Annotated in this window: 14 protein-coding genes; 7 read left to right on the top strand and 7 right to left on the bottom strand. The window is 74.3% G+C overall.

Going from position 1 to position 18,650, the window contains the following annotated elements; genetic code table 11:
* Positions 1–56: 56 nt before the first annotated feature.
* From gcl to BIV57_RS09145, 3 genes are read right to left on the bottom strand one after another with little or no spacing between them, the layout of a single operon-like run.
* Entirely contained in the window at positions 57–1,775 is a 1,719-nt protein-coding gene (gcl, locus tag BIV57_RS09135; RefSeq protein WP_217651714.1) for a glyoxylate carboligase, read from the bottom strand.
* Positions 1,775–2,680 (bottom strand): 2-hydroxy-3-oxopropionate reductase, encoded by a 906-nt coding sequence (locus BIV57_RS09140; RefSeq protein ID WP_071656196.1) that lies wholly within the window; start codon positions 2,678–2,680, stop codon positions 1,775–1,777. The genes gcl and BIV57_RS09140 overlap by 1 nt, the downstream gene beginning before the upstream one ends.
* A gap of 16 nt (positions 2,681–2,696) precedes the next feature.
* Positions 2,697–3,521, bottom strand: a complete 825-nt coding sequence (locus BIV57_RS09145) for a TIM barrel protein (RefSeq protein WP_071656197.1) — start codon at positions 3,519–3,521, stop codon at positions 2,697–2,699.
* A gap of 97 nt (positions 3,522–3,618) precedes the next feature.
* Between BIV57_RS09145 and BIV57_RS09150 the strand changes: the two genes are divergently transcribed.
* The 5 genes from BIV57_RS09150 to BIV57_RS09175 all read left to right on the top strand — a co-directional run bounded on the left by BIV57_RS09150 (position 3,619) and on the right by BIV57_RS09175 (position 7,687).
* Positions 3,619–3,885, top strand: a complete 267-nt coding sequence (locus BIV57_RS09150) for a hypothetical protein (protein ID WP_071656198.1) — start codon at positions 3,619–3,621, stop codon at positions 3,883–3,885.
* Positions 3,882–4,259, top strand: a complete 378-nt coding sequence (locus tag BIV57_RS09155; RefSeq protein ID WP_071656199.1) for a helix-turn-helix domain-containing protein — start codon at positions 3,882–3,884, stop codon at positions 4,257–4,259. Before BIV57_RS09150 ends, BIV57_RS09155 begins: the two co-directional genes overlap by 4 nt.
* 94 nt (positions 4,260–4,353) lie before the next feature.
* The gene (uraH, locus tag BIV57_RS23470; protein ID WP_079170170.1) at positions 4,354–5,214 is read left to right on the top strand and encodes a hydroxyisourate hydrolase; all 861 of its coding nucleotides are present in this window, start codon (positions 4,354–4,356) and stop codon (positions 5,212–5,214) included.
* A gap of 6 nt (positions 5,215–5,220) precedes the next feature.
* Positions 5,221–6,123: a factor-independent urate hydroxylase gene (gene pucL, locus BIV57_RS09170; RefSeq protein WP_071656200.1), complete on the top strand. Its 903-nt coding sequence runs from the start codon at positions 5,221–5,223 to the stop codon at positions 6,121–6,123.
* A gap of 169 nt (positions 6,124–6,292) precedes the next feature.
* Positions 6,293–7,687: a nucleobase:cation symporter-2 family protein gene (locus BIV57_RS09175; protein ID WP_071656201.1), complete on the top strand. Its 1,395-nt coding sequence runs from the start codon at positions 6,293–6,295 to the stop codon at positions 7,685–7,687.
* Positions 7,688–7,792: 105 nt separating this feature from the next.
* Here BIV57_RS09175 and BIV57_RS09180 read toward each other — a convergent pair whose 3' ends face one another.
* The 3 genes from BIV57_RS09180 to BIV57_RS09190 form a co-directional block, all read right to left on the bottom strand.
* Positions 7,793–9,427, bottom strand: a complete 1,635-nt coding sequence (locus BIV57_RS09180; RefSeq protein ID WP_175548708.1) for a trypsin-like serine peptidase — start codon at positions 9,425–9,427, stop codon at positions 7,793–7,795.
* A 337-nt stretch (positions 9,428–9,764) separates the two neighbouring features.
* Complete coding sequence (locus tag BIV57_RS09185; protein WP_071656203.1) at positions 9,765–11,144, bottom strand: NAD-dependent malic enzyme; 1,380 nt, start codon at positions 11,142–11,144, stop codon at positions 9,765–9,767.
* A 299-nt stretch (positions 11,145–11,443) separates the two neighbouring features.
* Positions 11,444–12,478, bottom strand: coding sequence for a mechanosensitive ion channel family protein (locus BIV57_RS09190; protein ID WP_079170187.1), 1,035 nt, complete (start codon positions 12,476–12,478; stop codon positions 11,444–11,446).
* Between the two features lie 276 nt (positions 12,479–12,754).
* Between BIV57_RS09190 and BIV57_RS09195 the strand changes: the two genes are divergently transcribed.
* On the top strand, positions 12,755–13,330 hold the full coding sequence (locus BIV57_RS09195) for an HNH endonuclease (protein WP_071656205.1): 576 nt from the start codon (positions 12,755–12,757) through the stop codon (positions 13,328–13,330).
* Between the two features lie 103 nt (positions 13,331–13,433).
* Here the strand turns inward: BIV57_RS09195 and BIV57_RS26385 are convergent, their stop codons facing one another.
* Complete coding sequence (locus tag BIV57_RS26385) at positions 13,434–17,003, bottom strand: glycoside hydrolase family 84 protein (RefSeq protein WP_071656206.1); 3,570 nt, start codon at positions 17,001–17,003, stop codon at positions 13,434–13,436.
* 205 nt (positions 17,004–17,208) lie between these two features.
* Between BIV57_RS26385 and BIV57_RS09205 the strand changes: the two genes are divergently transcribed.
* A complete protein-coding gene (locus BIV57_RS09205; protein ID WP_107409525.1) occupies positions 17,209–18,639 on the top strand; it encodes an amidase in 1,431 nt (476 codons plus the stop codon).
* Positions 18,640–18,650: the final 11 nt, after the last annotated feature.

The following is an 18,650-nucleotide window of genomic DNA, read 5'->3' on the forward strand; positions in this document are numbered from 1 at the left end:
GTGCCGGGGCGGAGGGGCGGCGAACAGGGGGCCGCGGCGGGGCGGCGGACAGGGGGCTAAGGGACCGGTTCGAACTCGCGGACCGCGTCAATCGCCGGTCCGTGCGGCGTATTCGCCTCCCGCTCGATCATCACCTCCACCAGCACCGGCCGCCGCGTCGCCGCCGCCTCCTTCCGCGCCCACGCCAGCGTCCCCGCGATCTCCCCCGGCTCGAAGACCCGCCGCCCGGCGCACCCGTACGCCTCCATGATCTTCACGTTGTCCGAGCCGTACTCGTCGTAGTGCAGGTCCACCTGGTAGTTGATCCCGTAAGGGATCTCCGCCTGGCGGATCAGCCCCAGATACTCGTTGTTGAGCATCACCAGCACGAACGGCACCCGGTACTGCGCCGCCACCGCCAGCTCCTCCACCATGTACTGGAACCCGTAGTCGCCGACCACGCCCAGCACCTCCGCATCACCCCGCCCCGCGGAGTCCAGCGCCTTGCGGACCCCGATCGCCGCGGGGATCTCCCAGCCCAGCGGGCCCGCCTGTCCGCACACCTGGTAGTGCCGCGGCCGGTAGGCGAGTTGATGCTGTCCGCCCCAGATCTGGTAGAGCCCGATCGCCGTCACCACGTGCGTGGACTCCCCGAACGCCGCGTTCAGCTCCTTGTAGACGCGCGGCGCCTTGATCGGGACGTCGTCGAAGTCCTCCCGCCGCGTCAGCGTTGCCCGCAGCTCCCGGACCCGCTCCACCCACGCGCCGTCCTCGCGCACGACGCCCCGCGCCCGCGCCGCCTCCGCCAGCGCCCGCAGGAACAGCCGGGCGTCCGAGACGATCCCCAGGTCGGGCGGGAAGACCTTCCCCAACTGCGTCGGCTCGATGTCCACATGGACGAACTTCCGCTCGCCGCGGTAGACGTCCAGCGTCCCGGTGTGCCGGTCGCCGAACCGCGCGCCGACCGCCAGCACCGCGTCCGACTCCAGGAAGGACCGGTTGCCGTAGCGCTGCGAGGTCTGCACCCCGGTCATCCCGGCGTACAGCTCGTGGTCCTCGCGGATCGCGCCCTTGCCCATCAGCGTCACCTGGACGGGTATCCGCAGGCACTCCGCGACCTCGCGCAGCTCCTCGGCGGCGTCGGCGCCGATCACCCCGCCGCCGGCCAGCAGCAGCGGCCGCTCCGCCGCCAGCAGCAGGTCCAGCGCGGCCTCGACGCGCGGCAGATGGGGCCGCACCTCCTCCACCGGCAGCGGGACGTCGATGTCCGGGTCGTAGGCGATGCTCTGCTGGGCGACGTCGATCGGGATGTCGACGAGCACCGGGCCGGGCCGCCCCGACCGGGCGATCCGGAACGCCTCCCGGAAGATCCACGGCGCCTGCGCGGCCTCCTTGATCTGCACCGCCCACTTGGTGACCGGGCGGGCGATCTCCACGATGTCGACGGCCTGGAACGCCTCCTGGTGCAGCTTGCTGGAGGCCGCCTGGCCGGTGATGCACAGGATCGGCACCGAGTCGGCGTGCGCGGTGTAGAGGCCGGTGATCATGTTGGTGCCGGCCGGGCCGGAGGTGCCGATCGCCACGCCCACCTTGCCGTTGGTGCGCGACCAGCCGTCGGCCATGTGGGTGGCGCCCTCCTCGTGGCGCACCGTCAGATGCTCGATGCCGCCCACCTGCTCGAGCGCCTTGTAGAGCGGCAGGATCGCCGCGCCGGGGCAGCCGAAGGCGACGTCGACGCCCTCGGAGCGGAGCACATGGACCACGGCCTCCATGGCCGGCATGGTGCGGACGGCCATCAGGCCACATCCTCTCGTTCGGTGGGGGAGACCACGGCGCCGTTGAGCCGCTGCACGCCCCGCAGCAGCGCCGAGTGGTCCAGCCCGCCGTCGCCGTTGGCGCAGGCGGAGGCGACGAGTTGGGCGGCGAGCGAACCCGCGGGCAGCGCCAGGCCGAGCTCCCGGGCGGCGTCCATGACGATGCCCAGGTCCTTGCGGTGCAGGTCGAGGCGGAAGCCGGGCGCGTACTGCTCGCCGAGCACATTGCCCTGCTTGCGCTGGAGCACGGTCGAGCCGGCGAGCCCGCCGCCGAGCACCCGCAGCGCCGCCTCCAGGTCGGCGCCGGAGGCCTTGAGGAAGACCGCGGCCTCGGCGAGCGCCTCGATGTGGACGGCGACCATCAGCTGGTTGGCGGCCTTCACGGTCTGCCCGGCGCCGGCCGGGCCGACGTGGACGACGGTGGTGCCCAGCGCGTCGAGGAGCGGGCGGGCGGCGTCCAGATGGGCGGCCTCGCCGCCCACCATGATGGAGAGCACGCCCTCCACCGCGCCGGCCTCGCCGCCCGAGACGGGGGCGTCCAGCACCCGCAGGCCCCGCTCGGCGCCGTCCGCGGCGAGCTTCGCCGAGGTCGCCGGGGTGACGGTCGACATGTCGATGAGCAGCGCGCCCTGCGGGGCGTGCGCCAGGATCCCGTCATCGCCGTACGCCACCTCGGTGACCTGCGGGTCGGCCGGGAGCATGGTGATGATCGCCTCGGCGTCCCGCACCGCCTCGGCGACCGAGCCGGCGGCCCGTCCGCCCGCCTCGACCAGGCGGTCCACGGCCGGGCGGGAGCGGTTGTGCCCGAGGACGTCGTGCCCGGCCCGCACCAGGTTGGCGGCCATGGGCCCGCCCATGATCCCCAGTCCGATGAACGCGACCTTCATGCGGTGATCAGCTCCTTCACTTGGTGAGCCAGCCGAAGCTGGTGTCCGTCGCGCCGGTCGACGGCTTGTACTCGGCGCCGACCCGGCCGGTGTAGCCGCTCCGCTCCAGCGCGCCGAGCAGCGCGGCGAAGTCGAGGGTCCCAGTGCCGGGTTCGCCGCGTCCGGGGTGGTCGGCGATCTGGACGTGGCCGACGTCGGCGCCGTGCGCGGAGATCACCGCGGCGACGTCCTCCTCGCCGGTGCGCGCCAGGTGGTAGACGTCCAGCAGGAACCGCGCATTGCCCAGCCCGGTGGCCGCGTTGATCCGCTCCACCACCGCCAGCGCCTCGGCCGAGGTGATCAGCGGATAGTCCGGCGCCTCGGGGCGGTTGAGCGCCTCGACGAGCAGCACCGCGTCGGCGGCGGCCGCGGCCTCGGCGGCGTAGGCGAGGTTCCGCAGCGCGAGCGCGTCCTGCTCCTCGGCCGGCACGCCCGCAACGCGGTTGCCGTACAGCGCGTTGAGCGCCCCGCAGCCGACCCGCCGGGCGAACTCGGCGGCGACCGGGACGTTGGCCCGGAAGGCGTCGGAGAGCGCGGGGACGGAGGCGGCGCCCTTGTCGGGGCCGGGCAGCTCGCCGGCGTAGAAGTTGAGGCCGACGAGCTGGGTGCCGGCGTCCTCCAGCGCCCGCCGCAGGGCGTCGAGTTGGTGCGGCGCGGGCACCGGCGCGTCGACCCAGGGCCACCACAGCTCGACGGCGTCGAACCCGGCCTTGGCGGCGGCCGCGGGCCGGTCCAGCAGGGGGAGTTCGGTGAAGAGGATGGAGAGATTGGCGTCGAACCGCAGCGACGTCCCGAAGGCCATCGGCAAGCTCCTTCCACAATGCGGAATACAAGTTCTGCTACATGAAAAGTGTGGCACGGTCCCGAGGTCTGTCAAGTCCCCCGGTTAAGGTGGCGGCGTGCGCCTCAAGGTGGAGTTCTCGACGGAGCCCTTCGACATGGACGGGCCGCCCGACCATGCGCTCGCCGCCCGCGAGGTGGTCGCCGGGCTGGAGAAGGTGGACATCGGCCCGTTCGGCAACACCGCCGAGGGCCCGGACGGCGCCGTCCTGGACGCCGTCGCCGCGCTGTACCGGCGCGCGCTCGCGGCCGGCGCCGACCGCGTCACCGTCCAGCTCACCGTCGTCCCCGACGCCGGGAGCGCCGACGGCGGTGCCCGGGCATGAGCCACCCGCTGGAGAAGGCGATCGCCCCGCTGCTGGAGGCGACCGGCGCCGAGGCCGTCCCGCTCGCCGAGGCCGAGGACGGCGTCGACGACGTGCTGGTGCTGCACTGGGAGGGCGAGCCGGCCGTCGCCGTCCGGCTGCCGCACCTCGGCGACCTGCCCGTCCGCCTCCTCGCCGAGCAGCGGCGCAGGCACGGTCCGCTGGACGAACTCGACCGGCACGCCAAGCAGCTGGTGGTGGCCGCCCTCGAGGAGCGCGGCGCCTTCCAGATCCGGCACGGCGTGGAGAAGGTCGCCGCCGCGCTCGGGGTCTCCCGGTTCACGATCTACAACTACCTCAACCGCGAGCAGGCATCCCGCCAGGACGCCGACTGATCCGCACCGGCCGGCGCGCGCCGCCGCCCGGTTTCGGAAACCAAATTTCAACAAACTGTTGACGCGCGGCTGCCGCGGTTCTACCTTTCCCGGCATGCCGCAGCCGTCAACCGACCGCCTGCGCGGCCTCCTTGCCGAGGTCTGCACGGCCACCCACTGGATCTCCGCGGTCGCCGCCGGAGCCCCCTACCCCACCCCCGACGCGCTCTACGCCGCCTCCGACTCCGCCGTCCGCGCCCTCACCGGCGCCGGCGTCGCTGAGGCCATCGCCGGCCACGCCGTCATCGGGAAGCCCCGCGCCGACGCCCAGTCGCGGCGCGAGCAGTCCCGGGTCAGCGCCGCCGGCGACACCGTCAAGGACGAACTCGCCGCCGCCAACGAGGAGTACCGGGCCCGCTTCGGCCAGGTCTTCCTCATCTGCGCCGCCGGACGCGGCCCCGAGGAGATCCTCGCCGAGCTCCGCCGCCGCCTCGGCAACACGCCCGAGGCCGAGCGCGCGGAGGTCCGCGAGGAGCTCCGCGGCATCAACCGGGTGCGGCTGGAGCGGGCCGTGCAACCCGGCGCCGACGGCCGCGCGCTGCTCGTCGCCGCGGCCGCGCCGCCCACCGTCTCCACCCACATCCTCGACACCAGCACCGGCAGCCCCGCCCCCGCCGTGCCCGTCGAACTCGCCGCCGCCGACAAGCCCGAGGGCCCCTGGCGGACCCTCGGCGGCTCGGCCACCGACGAGGACGGCCGCTGCCGCGACCTGCCCGCACCGCCGGCCGGCGCCGACGGCAGCGGCACCACCGTGCTGCTCCGGCTGCGCTTCGACACCGGCGCCTACCACCGGCGCCGCGGCACCGAGGCCTTCTTCCCCGAGGTCGCCGTCACCTTCGCCGCCGAGCCCGGCCAGCACTACCACGTCCCCCTGCTGCTCAACCCGTTCGGCTACAGCGTCTACCGAGGGAGCTAGCACCGCATGCCCGCAATCCTGGGCCAGAACCAGTACGGCAAGGCCGAAGTGCGCATCGTCCGGCTCGACCGGGCGACCCCGACCCACCGGGTCAAGGACCTCAACGTCTCCGTCGCCCTCCGCGGCGACCTCGCCGACACCCATCTGACCGGCGACAACAGCAAGGTCCTCACCACCGACGCCACCAAGAACACCGTCTACGCCCTCGCCAAGAAGCACGGCATCGACTCCACCGAGGCCTTCGGGCTGCTGCTGGCCCGGCACTTCGTCGACGACGTGCCCCAGGTGCGCGAGGCCCGCATCCGGCTGGAGGAGTACCACTGGGACCGGATACCCCGCAACGCCTCCCGCTCGCGGTTCGTCGGCGCCGACGAGATCGCCCACTCCTTCGTCCGCAACGGCACCGAGACCCGCACCGCCCAGATCACCTACAACGCCGAGCAGGGCGCCGAGGTGCTCTCCGGGATCCAGGACCTCGTCGTGATGAACTCCACCGACTCGGAGTTCTGGGGCTTCTACCGCGACGAGTACACCACCCTCAAGGAGACCCGGGACCGCATCCTCGCGACCCAGGTGACGGCCCGCTGGCGCCACAACCGCGACGACCTCGCGGACTGGGACCGCGCCTACGCCGACACCCGCCGCCACCTGCTGGAGGCCTTCTCCGAGACCTACAGCTACGCCCTGCAGCAGACGCTCTACCAGATGGGCGCCCGGGTCATCGAGCACCGGCCCGACATCGACGAGGTGCGGCTCTCGCTGCCCAACAAGCACCACTTCGAGGTCGACCTCGAACCGTTCGGCATGAAGAACGGCAACGAGGTCTTCTACGCCGCGGACCGGCCCTACGGCCTCATCGAGGGAACGATCCTGAGGGACGGGGCCGAGCCCCGCATCCCCGTCGACTGACGCCCCAACACCTCCGACCGAACTTCCCGAACCATCGCGCAAGTCCCGCCATGAGCAGCAGGAACTCCGGTCGAGGGGGTGTCGCGACCCATCCTCGCCCACGGGCCGTCGTCCCCCTAGACATGGCCCGTGCCCTCGACCGGCGATCCCTGACCGGAAGAGGAACCCGATGGAGAACAACACCGCGACCGAGACGCCGGGGCAGGGGACGGTCAATCCGCCGGCGTCCGACAGCCACCGGCAACCGCCCGCCGTCCACCCCGTCGACGAGGTCCTGCCCGTCGGACGCACGGTGCTCGCCGGCATCCAGCACGTCGCCGCCATGTACGCCGGCGTCGTCGCCCCGCCGATCATCATCGCGGCGGCCCTCAGGTTCGACCTCGCGCAGAGCGCCTTCCTCGTCGGCGCCTGCTTGTTCACCGCCGGGCTCGCCACCCTGCTGCAGACCCTCGGGCCCTGGAAGTTCGGCGCCCGGCTGCCCTTCGTCAACGGCGTCTCCTTCGCCACCGTCACCCCGATGACCGCGATCCTCGCCGGGCACGGCGGACGCGGCGGGCTCCCCGTGATCTACGGCGCCACCATCGTCTCCGGGCTGGTGTGCGTGGTGGCGGCGCCCTGGTTCTGCCGGTTCGTCAAGTACTTCCCGCCGATCGTCAGCGGCTCCGTCATCACCCTCATCGGGGTCTCGCTGCTGCCGGTGGCCGTCGGCTGGGTGCGCAGCACCGCGGCCGACACCGACCGGGTGCCCGGCAAGAACCTGGCGCTGGCCGGGTTCACGCTCGCCGTGATCCTCGCGCTGCGCCGGCTCACCCGGGGCTTCCTGCAGCAGGTCGCCATCCTCGTCGGCCTGCTGGTCGGCACCCTCGCCGCGATCCCGATGGGCATGGCGCACTTCTCCGGCCTCGCCCACGAGGCGGTCTTCGGCTTCCCGACGCCCTTCCACTTCGGCGCGCCGCGCTTCGACGCCGCCGCGATCGTCTCGATGCTCGTGGTGATGCTGGTGTGCATGACGGAGTCCACCGCCGACATGATCGCCCTCGGCGAGGTGGTGGACCGCCCCTCCGACGAGACGGTCATCGCCCGCGGGCTCCGCGCGGACGGCCTCGGCAGCGCGCTCTCCGCGGTCTTCAACGGGTTCATGTGCAGCGCGTTCGCCCAGAACATCGGCCTGGTGGCGCTGACCCGGATGCGCAGCCGCTTCATCGTCGCCTTCGGCGGGGTGGTGCTCGTGGCGCTCGGCGTGATGCCGATCCTCTCCGGCGCGGTGGCGCTGATCCCGCAGCCGGTGCTGGGCGGCGCCGGGCTGGTGCTCTTCGGGACGGTGGCCGTCGCGGGCGTGAAGATGCTGGGCACGGCCGACCTCGGCAAGGACTCCAACCTGCTGATCGCGGCGACGGCGCTGGGGCTGGGCATCATCCCGGTGGTCGGCGGCAACATCTACGCCGGCCTGCCGAGCTGGCTCACCACCATCCTCGGCAGCGGCATCTCCACCGGCTGCGTGGCGGCCGTCGTCCTCAACCTCCTCTTCCACCACATAGCCCCCCGCCGCCACCCCGAGCCATAGGGCCCGCCCCGCAAACCGCCCCGGCCCCCACCTCGGTTCGCGCGAAGCGCGGTCCGGGTGGGGGCCGGGGCGGAGGGGCGGCGACGGCAACCACCCCGACCGTGGCTAGAAGTCCGGCTTCGCGGGCGCCACCAGCTGGAACTCCCTCACGAACCCCCGCAGGTTCGAGTTCTGATGCATCACCAGCGCTCCGTTGTCCCACAGCATCGCCACATCGTCGCGGATGTGCCCACCGGGCGCCAGCCCGATCCACGTCCCCCCGGCCAGCGACCGCAGGTGGCTCTTCTCCCTGCCCGGCGTCGCCAGCACCGCGTCCGGCGTCAGCACGTCCGTCCCGCGGTACATGTCGATCTCGCCGTTGCGGAACGCCGCCATCACGCCCTGCCCGATGTGCTTCTTCGCCGAGCCGTTCGCCGTCACCTCCGCGGTCGTCAGGTCCTTCACCGCCGCCCACTTCGCGCTCGGCCCGGCCAGCGGCACGCCCGTGTGCAGCGCCGCCGCCCCGTTCCGCGTCCCGATGCCGGTGTACTGGGTGACGGAGCCGTCCGGACCCACCACCACCAGCTGGTCCATCGCGTGCGACGGACCGGACGTGCCGAACGCCCCGGCGGTCATCGCCCGGGCCTGCGCCCACGTCCGGTTGGGGCCCTGCAGCTGCACCGGCCGACCGAGGCCGTGCGCCGCGGTGACGTTCCGGTAGACCAGCAGCCGGCCGTCGCGGGTGAGCAGCAGCACGTCGTTGTGGTTGCCCCGGCCGCCGAAGTCGCCGACCGTGACGTCCTTGGCCTGCGCCCACGTCCGGTTCGCCGTCTGCACGGTGACGCCGGGTCGGATCCCGCCGCCCCAGCCGTAGGGCTTCTCGCGGTTGCCGGCGTAGATCCTCACCGAGCCGTCGGCGTACCGCGCCAGCAGGTCGTCGCTGCGCTCGCGCCGGCCGCCGAAGAAGTCGCCGGTGTCGATGCTGCGGGCCTTGCTCCACTCCGCGCCGGTGCCGAGGCCGGGCACCGACTTCTGCGGGACGTTGTACTGCGCGTCGTGGTAGAGCTTCTCCAGCTCGGGGGTGAAGCGGGTGCCGTACTCCAGGTCGTTGGAGGTGCCGCCGCGCATGTAGCCGCCGAGGACGCCGATCAGCCTGCCGGTGTCGGTCTTGGCGTTCCAGTCGGTGAACCAGGGGGCGCCGCTGGTGCCGCCGGTGTAGCCGTTGCAGGCGATCTGCTGGTACTTCTCGAACGCCGGCGACGACTTGGCCTCGCAGTGCAGCGGGTACTTCAGCCGCGCCGGGTAGCCGATCATCACGGTGTCGTTGCTGGGCGGGGCGCTGAAGTCGATCGGGTCGGCGCCGCCGACCGCGTCCTGCACGTTCTGGCCCTTGGCGTTCCTGCCGACCTGGATGAAGACCGCGTCCAGGTCCCAGCGCTCCTTGGTGTAGCCGCTGCGCCCGCGGATGTAGTCCGTCGGTGCCCAGGTGCGCCCGGGGATCAGCGGAAAGGAGCCGTAGGGCTCCTTGCCGTCGTGCCACATCGGCACGAACCGCATGCCGTGCGCGCCGTCGTAGCTGGCGAGGCAGTGCGCGGCGGTGACCACCAGGTTGTGCTGCGGGCTGGGCACCACCGTGGCGTTGCAGGACCGGCCCCGCCAGCCGTCGGTCTGCTGGGTGATGAAGGTGCCGACGGTGGGCACCCCGTCGTACGTCTGGCTCTTCACCGCGCTGGGGTTGAACGGCGACTGTCCGTGCAGCATGCGGTTGATCGAGTCGAACCGGTCGGCGTGTCCGCGTCCCCACAACAGGAACGCCCCGACACCCAACACGGCAACGAGCACGGCGACCAGCAAAGTGGCAGCGGCCCGTTTCGGTGCTGCGCCGGTCGACGACCCGGCGGCTGAGGTTTGACGGCTCACGCCTAGATTGACACTCTCCGGGGGGCGTGGGTTCACGGCAAAACGGTCACAGAACCGTCCCAGTCACCCGATCGTGTGGTTACAGTCGCCCCTTTAGGGGCGCGGGGACCGGCGCGAGCGCGGGCGAACACCCCGCCGGCCGGCCGGTCCGCCGCACCCCCGGCACCCGCGCGCGCCCCTACTCCGCGGCCTCCCGCACGGCCGCCGCGATCGCCGGGGCGACCGACTCGTCGAAGACGCTGGGCACGATGTACCCCGGGTTCAGCTGCTCCGGGGCGACGCGTCCGGCGATCGCCTCGGCCGCCGCGCGCAGCAGGTCGTCGGAGATGCCGTTGACCCCCGCGTCCAGCAGCCCGCGGAAGAGGCCGGGGAAGGCCAGCACGTTGTTGATCTGGTTGGGGAAGTCGCTGCGCCCGGTCGCCACCACCGCCGCGTGCCGCCCCGCGGTGTGCGGGTCGACCTCCGGGTCGGGGTTGGCCAGCGCGAAGACGATCGCGTCGTCGGCCATCGCGGCGATGTCGTCGCCGTCCAGCAGGTCGGGCGCCGAGACCCCGATGAAGATGTCGGCGCCGACGACCGCCTCCTTGAGGCTGCCGGAGAAGTCGTCCCTGTTGGTGTGGTCGGCGACCCACTGGCGGTCGGCGTCGAGGCCGGTCTGGCCGCGGTGGACGGCGCCGGTGCGGCCGCAGGCGACGATGTCGGCGAAGCCGAGCGGGAGCAGCAGCCGGATGATGGCGTTGCCGGCCGCGCCGACGCCGCTGAGCACCAGCTTGCAGTCGGCCGGCTGCTTGCCGACCACCTTGAGGGCGTTGTGCAGCGCGGCGAGCACCACGATCGCGGTGCCGTGCTGGTCGTCGTGGAAGACCGGGATGTCGAGGCTCTCGCGCAGCCGCCGCTCGATCTCGAAGCAGCGCGGCGCGGCGATGTCCTCCAGGTTGATGCCGCCGTAGACCGGGGCGAGCGCCTGCACGATCTCGATGATCTTCTCGGTGTCCTGGGTGTCCAGGCAGACCGGCCAGGCGTCGACGTTGGCGAACCGCTTGAAGAGCGCGGCCTTGCCCTCCATCACCGGCAGCGCGGCCTTGGGGCCGATGTTGCCCAGGCCGAGGACGGCGGAGCCGTCGGTGACCACGGCGACGGTGTTGCGCTTGATGGTGAGGCGGCGGGCGTCCTCGGGGTTGGCGGCGATGGCCTGGCAGACCCGGGCGACGCCGGGGGTGTAGGCGCGGGAGAGGTCGTCGCGGTGGCGCAGCTCGACCTTCGGGGTGACCTCCAGCTTGCCGCCGAGGTGCATCAGGAAGGTGCGGTCGCTCGCCTTGCGGACGGCGACGCCCTCCAGCGACTCGAGGTTCTTGGCGACCGTCTCGGCGTGGGCGTTGTCGATGCAGTCGCAGGTGAGGTCGACGACGATGCGGTCGTTGCTGGACTCGCGGACGTCGAGCGCGGTGACCACCGCGCCGGACTCGCCGGCGCAGGTGGTCAGCCGGCCGGCGGCCTCGGCGGAGACCGGGGCCTCGACGCGCAGGGTGATGGAACAGCCGGGACTGGGTGCCGCCATGAGGGTTTCCTCTCGGAGACTGCGCGGAGGAGGGTGCTCCGCGGAATGGATACACGATTCTGCATCGCGGAAAGAGGGATCGCAATGATGCCCGTGCGTCCAAGGAGTGAAGACTCGGAGGACGCCTCGGGCAACGCCGGGAAGGCGCAGGTGGAGGCAGGTGTGGACCGCAGGGGAGGGGAGTGCGGGGGTTGGGGCGCTCCCGGAGTGCACGGAACGGGATGGAACGAGGGTGTGCCGCACTGTACCCGACGCGTCGCGCACCGTGGCGCCGCGTCGTCACCGCACCGGACGGACCGTCACTTCTCCAGCGGGACGGACGCCTTGTACTGCGGCGACGTCGGGTTGGCGAGCGCCGAGGGCGGCGCCGCGTCCACCGGCTGCGCCGGGATCGCCGGGTCCGACTCCGACTCCAGCCCGGTGATGGGTATCCCGGCCTCCCGGAAGGCCGTCCGCACCCTGGCCCGCAGCTCCCGCTCCACCGAGGCCTGCCGGCCCGGCGCGGTCTGCGCGGTGAGGTCGAGCGTCAGCGAGTCGGCGGTCACCTCGGAGACGCCGAGCACCTCGACGGGCTGCCACAGGTACTCGTCCCAGGGCTGCTCCTTGGCCATCTCCTCGGCCGCGCCGACGATGACGTCCCGCACCCGCTCCAGGTCCGCCCCGGCGGCGACCTGCACCCCGACGGTCGCGGTGGCCCAGCCCTGGCTCATGTTGCCGATCCGCTTGATCTCGCCGTTGCGGACGTACCAGATCTCGCCGTTGGCGCCGCGCAGCTTCGTCACCCGCAGGCCGACCTCGACCACCTCGCCGGTGGCCACGCCCGCGTCGATGACGTCGCCGACGCCGTACTGGTCCTCCAGGATCATGAAGACGCCGGAGAGGAAGTCCGTCACCAGGTTGCGCGCCCCGAAGCCGACGGCGACGCCCGCGACCCCGGCGCTGGCCAGCAGCGGCGCGAGGTTGATCTTCAGCACCGAGAGCACGGAGAGGGCGCAGGTGCCCATGATCACGAAGGAGGCGACGCTGCGCAGCACCGAGCCGATCGCCTCGGCGCGCTGCCGGCGCCGCTCGCTGCTTGCCAGCAGGGCGTTGGCCAGCGCCAGGCCCGTCCCGCGGTTGCCGGCCGCCGCCCCGGCGGCGGCGCTGCCCGACGTCTGGGAGGACGACCGGGCGCCGCGGACGGCGCCCCGCACCACCTTGGCGATCAGCCGCCGCACCAGGGCGCGCAGCACCAGGGCGATCACCATGATGACCACGATCCGGAGCGCGCTCTCGGCCCAGCCCATCCAGCTGCGGCTCAGCCAGGACGCCGCCTCGCTGGTGTTCTGCTGCATCTGCTCGGTGTTGAGCGGGTTCGGCGTGGCGCCGGCGGCGAGGGTGGCGAGCACGTGCAAGGGGAATCGTCCTTCCGAACGTCCGTGCGGGGCGGGCGTGTTGGCACCCTACACACCTTCGGAGGGCGCTCCGGCCGCCTGTTCGACTCTGATCGTGTGGGCCGCCTCACGAACCGCCTTTGACCGGGGATGGTGGCGCACGGCCCCTCCGCCGGACACACTGGAGGAGATCGTCCCGGCGCGAGCCACGCGCCGCCGACGCACAAGGAGGCCCCGGTGCCGCATGTCTTGGTCCTCAACGCGTCCTACGAACCGCTCGGCGTAGTGCCACTGCGCCGGGCGGTCATTCTGGTGCTCAACCGCAAGGCGGTGTGCATCGAGGAATCGGGCGCGTTCATCCATACCGTCTCGGCCGCCGTACCGGCGCCGAGCGTCGTTCGACTGACCCGCTTCGTGCGGGTCCCTTTTCGTTCCGGGCCCATTCCGCTCACCCGCCGCGCGCTCTTCGCCCGCGACGGCGGGCGCTGCGTCTACTGCGGGTCGGTTGCCACCAGCATCGACCACGTGGTGCCGCGGAGCCGGGGCGGACAGCACGCCTGGGAGAACGTGGTGGCCTCCTGCCGCCGCTGCAACCACGTCAAGGCCGACCGCCCGCTGCGCGAGCTCGGCTGGCGGATGTCCCGCGCGCCCTCCCAGCCCAGCGGCCCGGCCTGGCGCATCATCGGCACCGGGCACCGCGATCCGTCGTGGCTGCCGTACCTCGTCCCCTACGGCGGCGCCGACCTCCTCGCCCGCACCGCCCTCAACACCGGCGCCCCCAAACCCCCGGACCCCCTGCCCACCCCGGCGTAGGCGCCCGCGCGGGGCGCATTCGGGGTGCGCGGGGAACGGCGCGAGCGAGCCACGCGGACCGCAAACCGGATCGGAGCCGTGCGTGGACGGACCCGATCCGCCGTCAGCCGTTCCCCCGCGCAACGCCGTACACCGACAACGACCAGAGCGAGTACCCGTAGCCGGTTCCCCGTTCCGCCATGCGGATTCGCACAAACCGAACACCGCGCTCGTCCATCCGGACCGCCTCCACGCCGCCGGCGCCGTCGTCGACCGCTGCCGCGTTCCGCCAGGAACGCCCGTCCGCGGAGACCTCCACCCGATAGCGCGCGGCGAACGCGTCCTCCCAGTGCAGGACCACCCTGCCCACCTCCGCCGGGCGGGCCAGCTCCACCTGCGCCCACGCCGCGTCCCCGCCCTGCGGCGAGGACCAGCGCGTCGCCGCGTCCCCGTCCGTCAGCGCCGACGCCGGGAACGCCGCCGACTCCTCGCCCGACGCCCGCGCCGCCGCGCCCCGCGCCAGGTCCCGGCCGTCCGTCCGCGGGAAGACCCGGACGTCCAGCGTCTGCCGGACGGTCCGCCCCGCCACCGTGAACGCCACCGGTACCCGGTACGTCCCCGGCTTCAGCCCGCGCGCCGCCGACACCCGCAGCGGCACCGCCACCGTCCGCCCCCGCGGCACCGGGATCGCCGACGGCGCCTGCACCGCCAGCCCCTTCGGCGCGGCCACCGTCAGCTGGGTGTCCGCCGCGCGGCCGCCCGCCGACTCCGCGTCCGCCGTCACCCGCGCCGCGGCCCCGCCCGCCTCCACGTCCACCGCGCCGGACGGCAGCCGCAGCGCGACCGCCGGATCCGCGGTGAACCACGGGACGATCTCGTCCACCACCGGCCTGCCCGAACCCGGCAGCCACTCCAGGCGGATCGCGTCCGCCTCCCGCCCCGACGCCGGCAGCTCGCTCCAGCCGCCCGCGGCGAGCGTGCCCAGCTGCCGCCAGCGGCCGTCCCGCTGACGCACCGCCACCCGCGCCCTCGTCCCCGAGCCCGGGTCGGTGAGCACCGTCACCTTGTCCAGGCGCCGGAATCCGCCGAGTCCGACCACCAGGTCCTGCGAACCGCCCACCCGTCGCCCGCCACCGCCCTTCCGAGGAGGCGCTTCGCGCGCCCCCTTGCTGACGGCCGGCGCGTCCGCCGCGCGGTACGCCGACTGCGGGTCCCCGTCGATCACCCGGGACACCGGCGAGCCGGCCACCGCCGGCGGACCGCCGCGCACCGTGCGGCCCGCCTGGTCCGGGGCCGCCACCGCGAACTCGTCGACGACCACCGCGGTGTCCTGCCCGTCCAGCGCCCGCAGCCGCACCCAGCGGGCCCGCGCGCCCCCCGGCAGCCGGGCGGTGATCGTCCGGGACCCGGCGAAGACCCCGGCCCGGTGCCAGCCGGCCGCGCCGGGCCGGTCCGCCGAGGAGTACTCCAGCACCGCGCGCCGCAGGTTCTCCCCGCCGCCGCCCATCGACACCCGCACGGTGCCCACCGGCTGCGCCGAGCCCAGGTCGACGCCGAACCAGTCGCCCTCCTCCGGGGGCCGCTCGCTGCGGTAGAAGGTGTCGGAGCTGCCGTCCGCCATGTCCCCGGCCTCGTGGCCGTCCGCCGCCGGGACGGACGACTCCGGCACGGCCGACACCCCGGGGGAGCGGCCCGCCCAGGCGTCTCCCGTCGCCAGCGCCTGCCGCAGGAACGGCGTCAGCACGCCGTCGCCGACCTCCTGGCGGCCCATCCGCACCGCCGTGAGCAGCACCCTCAGCCGCACCTCGTGGCGCCACGCGGCGGCGCCGTTGCCGGCGCGCTGCGCGCTCAGCATGTCCACGGCGTTCTCGCCGGCCTCCCCGTAGCGGGCCAGCTGCGCCAGCCACGGCGCCGCCTCCGAGGCGACCGCGGTGCCGCGCAGTTGCGCCGGGGCGGTCCGCATCGCGGTGAACGCGGCCCGCAGCCGCCGCGCCGCGTCGGCGTAGGTCGCGGACGGCTCCGCGCGGTGCCGGCCGCCGCCCGAGCGCGGCGACGGCACCCGCGGCTCCACCGTCGACCAGAACTCCCGCAGCAGCGGCGCCAGATAGCCCGACTCGCGGTCGTCCAGCGGGGACGACGACTCGTTGCCGGCCAGCACCCGCAGCGCGGCGGCGCGCGCGGCCGCGCCCGGCGCCGCACCGCCGGCGAGCGCGGTGAGCGCGTGCGACCAGGAGCGGGAGGGGTCGTAGCCGTCCGGGTTCCAGGCGAAGTCGCCGGCCGTGGAGAGCGCGATCCGCGAGGCGGCGGGCTGCAGCATGGCGTTGGAGAGCACCCCGGCGCCGGTGTTCGCCACCTCGGCGGCGCGTCCCACGCTGGGGCCGAGGTAGAGGCGGTCCGGGGCGTCGTCGTTGACCGGGTAGTTGTCCATGGTCAGCAGCGGCCGCCGGTAGACGGACGCGGTGCGCCCGGCCTCGCCCGCGGTGATGGTGCGGGGGACGGCGCTGCCGCCCGTCCAGCCGACGCCGACCGCGGCGTCCAGGTCGCGGCCCAGCTCGGTGCGGTAGGGGCTGGCGCCGTCCTGGTAGTACTCGGTCGGAAGGACCGTCAGCAGCGGGTCGGGGGCGTCGGGGTGGGCCTCGTGCAGGCGCTGGGCCAGCTCGTTGGCGACGTCCGCCTGGGCGCGGGCGGCGGCCTGCGGGCCCTGGCCGTAGCGGCTGGAGTCGCCGGAGCAGTGCCACTCGGTGTAGCTGACATCCTGGAACTGCAGCTGGAAGCCGCGGAAGCCGAGGTCCCACATGGCGTCGAGCTTGCCGAAGAGGGCGTCGCGGTCGGTGTGCGAGCTGTAGCAGAGGTTCTGGCCCGGGGAGAGGGCCCACTGCAGCCGGACATGGTTGTCGGCGGCGCGCGCGGCGAGGCGGCGGAAGCCTTCCGCCTGCTGCGCGGGGTAGGGCGATCGCCAGTCGGCCTGGCGGTAGTTGTCGTCGCCGGGGGCGTAGAGGTAGGTGTTCTGCTTGGCGCTGCCGAGGAAGTCGAGCTGGGCGAGGCGCTGCTCGGTGCTCCACTCGGCGCCGTAGAACCCCTCGACGAGGCCGCGCTGCGGCGCGGCGGGCCAGTCGCGGACGGTGGCGGCGGCGAGGGCGGGGCGGCCCTTGGCGTCGACGAGGAGCTGACGGAGCGTCTGCGCGGCGTAGAACGTCCCGGCGGCGTCGCGCCCGACGAGCGCGGCGGAGCGGGCGCCGACGGCGAGCGCGTAGCCCCCGGAGGGGAGGCCGTCGGGGGCCCGCCCGCCGAGCCGCGCGAGCTCGGCGCGGGCCCGGGCGCCGTCCACGTAGACCGTCAACGCGGCGTCGCCGTCCACGAGTTGCGCCCCGGCGGCGGTGAGCGTCGCCCGGACGGCGCGCACGGCGGACGCGTCGGCGCCGCCCCCGGCCACGACGTCCACCGTCCGCGGCAGCACGGTGGCCTTCCTGCCCCCGCGCACCTCCCGCGGCGCGGGGAACACCGCGGGCACGCCCTCGGCGGCGTCGGGCAGCGCGGCAACGTCGAGGCTTCCGGCGGAGGTTGACGCCACGTCCGGCGCGGCGACGGCCGGCGGCGCGTCCGCCACCGCGGACGGCGCGGCCCCCACCGCGCCCCCCAGCAGCGCGACGGATGCGGCGAGCACAGTACGGACATTGCGGCGCTCGTGCGGCATCTCGCCTCGACCTCGAACAGACTCGGGAACCACAGAGTTTGTCCCTTCCCCCCACCAAAGTCCAGCCACCCACGCCGACGCCCGCGACCGCCATCACCCCCACGCGCGGCACCTGGCCGCCGGCGGCGCCGGTGCCGCGCTCACGCCGGGTGGGGTGCCGGGGCTTTGGGGCGGCGGACGCGGCGCACCGGCTACCGTGGCCGGCATGCACCACCTGAGCCTCAGGGACCTCGGCGACGCGCTCCGCGGGAACGCGCTGACGCCGACGGAGCTCACCGAGCACTACCTCGCCCGCATCGACCGCCTCGACGAGGCGGTCGGCGCGTTCCTCACCGTCACCCCCACCGCCGCCCGTGCCGCGGCGAAGGCCGCGGAGGAGCGGCTGGCGAGGACCGCCGACCCGCACCCCCTGCTGGGCATCCCCGTCGCCGTCAAGGACCTCACCCCCGTCGCCGGCCACCGCCACACCTCCGGGTCCGCCGCCTTCGCCGACCGCACCGCGACGACCACCGCCCACGTCGCCGCGCTCCTCCTGGACCGCGCCGGCATGCCCCTGCTCGGCAAGACCTCCGCCCCCGAGTTCGGCTGCCCCGCCTACACCGAGCCCGGCTTCGCCCCGCCCGCGCGCAGCCCCTTCGACCCCACCCGCTCCGCCGGAGGCTCCAGCGGGGGCGCCGCCGCGGCCGTCGCCGCCGGCCTGGTGCCGGCCGCGCACGGCAGCGACGGCGGCGGCAGCCTCCGCATCCCGGCCGCAGCCTGCGGAATCGTCGGGTTCAAGCCCAGCCGCGGACGCGTCAGCCCCGCGCCCGGCGGCGACCCCACCGGCCTCACCGTCGCCGGCCCGCTGGCCCGCTCCGTCCGCGACGCCGCGCTGCTGCTGGACGCGATGGCCGTCCCCGCGCCCGGCGACCCGTACGCCGCCCCGCCCCTCCCGCCCGGCGCGACCTTCGCCGCCCTCACCGAGCGCGCCCCCGCGCACCTGCGGATCGCCGCCTGGACGGACACCGGCCTGCCCGGCGTCGCCCCCGCCCCGGAGGTCCTCGCCGCGCACCGCGGCACCGTCGCGCTGCTGCGCGACCTGGGCCACACCGTCGAGGAGCTTCCCCGCGCCCCGCTCACCGCCGCCGACCGGGACGGCTTCGCCGCGCTCTGGGGCGCACTCGCCGCTTCCGTGCCGGTGCCGGACGGCGCCGAGGAGCTGCTGATGCCGCTCACCCGCTGGCTGCGGCAGCGCGGACGGGCCGTCAGCGGCACCGACTGGATCGCCGCGTTGGACGCCATGCAGACGACCGCCCGCACCATCGTGCGCGCCGTCGACGGCTACGACGCGGTCCTCACCCCGGCGCTCGCCGCGCTCCCCGCGAAGGTCGGCGCGCTGCGCAACGACGACGACCCGGCCGCCGACTTCGACGCGCAGACGGCGTACACGCCGTACACCGCGCCGTGGAACTGGACGGGCTGGCCGGCCGTGGCGCTCCCGCTGCACTGGACGGACCCGACCCCGACGGCGCCGTCCGGCCTGCCCGTCGCGGCGCAACTCGCCGCCCCGCACGGCGCGGACGCGCGGCTGCTGGCGCTGGCGGCGCAGCTGGAGGAGGCCCGGCCGTGGGCGGCCAGGCGCCCGGTCGTGCACTGACGCCCCCGCGC

The sequence above is a fragment of the Mangrovactinospora gilvigrisea genome, assembly GCF_001879105.1.
In the GTDB taxonomy this organism is placed as follows: Bacteria; Actinomycetota; Actinomycetes; order Streptomycetales; family Streptomycetaceae; genus Mangrovactinospora; species Mangrovactinospora gilvigrisea.

Coding starts and splice junctions, on each gene's coding strand:
- BIV57_RS26385 (WP_071656206.1), bottom strand. CDS start 17,003: ATGCCGCACGAGCGCCGCAATGTCCGTACTGTGCTCGCCGCATCCGTC.
- BIV57_RS09180 (WP_175548708.1), bottom strand. CDS start 9,427: ATGCTGCACGGACAGTCGCCGTTCAACCCCAGCGCGGTGAAGAGCCAG.
- BIV57_RS09185 (WP_071656203.1), bottom strand. CDS start 11,144: ATGGCGGCACCCAGTCCCGGCTGTTCCATCACCCTGCGCGTCGAGGCC.
- gcl (WP_217651714.1), bottom strand. CDS start 1,775: ATGGCCGTCCGCACCATGCCGGCCATGGAGGCCGTGGTCCATGTGCTC.
- BIV57_RS09190 (WP_079170187.1), bottom strand. CDS start 12,478: ATGCAGCAGAACACCAGCGAGGCGGCGTCCTGGCTGAGCCGCAGCTGG.
- BIV57_RS09175 (WP_071656201.1), top strand. CDS start 6,293: ATGGAGAACAACACCGCGACCGAGACGCCGGGGCAGGGGACGGTCAAT.
- BIV57_RS09145 (WP_071656197.1), bottom strand. CDS start 3,521: ATGGCCTTCGGGACGTCGCTGCGGTTCGACGCCAATCTCTCCATCCTC.
- BIV57_RS09155 (WP_071656199.1), top strand. CDS start 3,882: ATGAGCCACCCGCTGGAGAAGGCGATCGCCCCGCTGCTGGAGGCGACC.
- pucL (WP_071656200.1), top strand. CDS start 5,221: ATGCCCGCAATCCTGGGCCAGAACCAGTACGGCAAGGCCGAAGTGCGC.
- uraH (WP_079170170.1), top strand. CDS start 4,354: ATGCCGCAGCCGTCAACCGACCGCCTGCGCGGCCTCCTTGCCGAGGTC.
- BIV57_RS09140 (WP_071656196.1), bottom strand. CDS start 2,680: ATGAAGGTCGCGTTCATCGGACTGGGGATCATGGGCGGGCCCATGGCC.
- BIV57_RS09205 (WP_107409525.1), top strand. CDS start 17,209: ATGCACCACCTGAGCCTCAGGGACCTCGGCGACGCGCTCCGCGGGAAC.